This window comes from Pseudoalteromonas sp. Angola-30 (assembly GCF_028599215.1).
Taxonomy (GTDB): Bacteria; Pseudomonadota; Gammaproteobacteria; order Enterobacterales; family Alteromonadaceae; genus Pseudoalteromonas; species Pseudoalteromonas atlantica.
This window is the reverse complement of record NZ_JAQREI010000035.1, coordinates 1-2,655: the sequence shown is the minus strand read 5'-3', so window position 1 is coordinate 2,655 and position 2,655 is coordinate 1. Positions and strand designations below refer to the sequence as shown.

1 protein-coding gene is annotated in these 2,655 nt (G+C 41.7%); it reads right to left on the bottom strand.

Going from position 1 to position 2,655, the window contains the following annotated elements; genetic code table 11:
- Nucleotides 1–2,655, bottom strand: a 2,655-nt coding sequence (locus PSH54_RS20450; protein WP_273606998.1) for a beta strand repeat-containing protein, incomplete at both ends; no start/stop codon positions are given.

Genomic DNA, 2,655 nt, shown 5'->3' with positions numbered 1-2,655 from the left:
TTACTGAGTCTTCTAGCACGAGCGTTGTACTGGCTTGCGTATCTTTTGTGAAATCAAGGCTGCTTGTTGCCTCGTTGCCCGCTATATCTTGTGTCGTTACATCAACGGTGTAATCACCATCTGATAAAAAGCGTAAAATTGGGCTATCTAGCTCCCAGTTACCTTGCTCATCAATTGTAACTGTGGCTGATAGCAGTTCATCACCATTACTATCTCTTAATACAACATCAACGTCTTGCCCAGCCTCTACGCCACTTATTGTGCCTGCAGCTTTTGCTGTAGCTTGCTCTTGTGCATTAATAAAAGCGTCATCGCCTACATTTACGCTGATCGTTGCTTGGGTATCTTTTACCAGTGTTGCACTGTTTAGTGCTTCGTTACCTGCATTGTCAAATACACTAACACTGGCTGTTACTTCACCGTCAGCTAATTCACTAATATCCGCGGCTGCAACCTGCCAATTCCCTTCATTATCAAGCTCAATATTTTCAATAGTCACTACATTTGAGTTACTATCGGTAAAGGTAACCGTAACCTGATTTGTAGATTCAACATCATCAACTTTACCACTTAATGCAACCGTTTCATCTTCAGCCGCATTGATGAGTGTGTCGTTAAGCTCAAACGAGGTAGTTGCTTGGGTATCTTTGGTAAATAGAGCACTATTGACGGCTTCATTGCCTGCATTATCAAATACGCTCACGCTTGCTGTTATTTCACCATCAGCTAATGCACTAATATCGGCAGCTAAAATAGACCAGTTACCATTGCTATCAAGCGGAATATTTTCAATTACTTCTGTATTACCATTTTGATCAGTAAAGGTAACCGTTACATTGCTAGTTGTTTCTACGTCCGTTACCGTACCACTTATTGCGACAACCTCATCTTCGGCTGCATTTATCACATCATCAGCAAGGTCAAGTGTGGTTGTTGCTTTAGTGTCTTTAGTAAAAGCCGTACTGTTAACAGCTTCGTTTCCTGCATTATCAAAAACACTAACGCTTACTTCAATTTCACCATCTGCAAGAGCACTTATATCGCTTGGGTTTATTTGCCAATTACCATCACTATCTACGTCAACCGTAGTTGTAACTAGGTTAATACCGTCACTAAATGTAATGGTAACTTCTCGCGTAGCTTCAACGTCAGTAACGGTACCACTAATTACTACACTGCTTTGCTCTGCGGCATTCACCACCTCATCTGATGTTGCAACAGCAACTGTGGTACTTGCTAGTTTGTCATGCTCTGCAGTATCACTGCTGGTTGCGGTATTTCCCGCAATATCTGTTACGCTTGCAGTAGCAGTTAATGTCCCATCATTAAGTGCTGATAAATCTGCATTAGTAATTGTATAAGCACCATCAATAACCTCCGCAGTAAAGGTTTCGCTGTTGTTTGCGTCGCTCACTATAACCGTTACAATTTGGCCATTTTCGATATTAGCTACATTACCGGTAATGCTCACTGCAGTATTTTCATCATTGCCATTAATTACGTTATCAGCTGTGTCGTTAATAGCTACAGTTACACTTGCTAACTGGTCCAAAATAACGCTGTCATTTGCACTTGCAATGTTACCCGCTAAATCTGATACAGTGGCTGTGGCTGTAATCGTGCCATTGTTTAAACTAGATATATCTACATTTTCAAAACTATACTGGCCGTCAATAACGGTACCATTTAACTCTAGATCTGGGTTAACCCCATCAGATACTATTACGCTAATAGCTTGGCCGTTTTCGATATTTTCTACGTCGCCTGTAATTGTAATTTGTGAGTTTTCAGTGCTGCCATTTATTACACCATCATCTGTTTGTGCAATGTTTAACGTGACACTACTTTGAGTATCTTTTGTAAAGGTAAGGGCTGAATTGGCTGGGTTTCCTGCTGAATCAGTAACCGAAACAGCAGCGTTAATTTGACCTTCGGCTAAATCAGCTATTTGATCTGTAGTAACTTCCCACGTTCCATCTTCGCTAACACTTACAGTTATTACTTTGGAAACATTACTGCTGTCGGTAAGCGTAAGTGTTACTTGCTGCCCTTGCTCTACATCAATAGTTGTACCAGTTAAAACTACATTGCCTTGCTCTGAACTATTAATTACCTGATCTGAATCAAGCAAAGATAAATCTATCGAAGCGGTATTATCAAGCTCAACGGTATCTTGTGCATTGGCCGGATTTCCGGCGATATCTGATACGCTCGATGTAGCTGTAAGCGTGCCGTCATTTAATGCGCTTGCATCAATCAAGTCTGTGACGTATTCACCATTTTGTACAATGGCTTGCACTTCAATCGATGGGTTAACACCATCGCTAATAGTAACCGTAACTGTTTGGCCATCTTCAACATCGCTAACTGTTCCGCGCACAACAATGGCTGCACTTTCGCCGTTACCGTTAATAACGCCATCGGCTGTTTTATCAATGCTTGTGGTAATGGCGGCAGTGTTATCAAGCTCAACGCTATCTTGCGCACTTACAGGGTTACCTGCTAAATCAGACGCCGTAGCAGTGGTCGTTAATGTGCCGTCGTTTAAGCTGCTTGCATCAATAGGAGTTGTTACATATTCGCCATTTTGTACAATGGCTTGCACTTCAACCGGTGGGTTAACACCATCGCTAATAGTAACCGTAACTGTTTGAC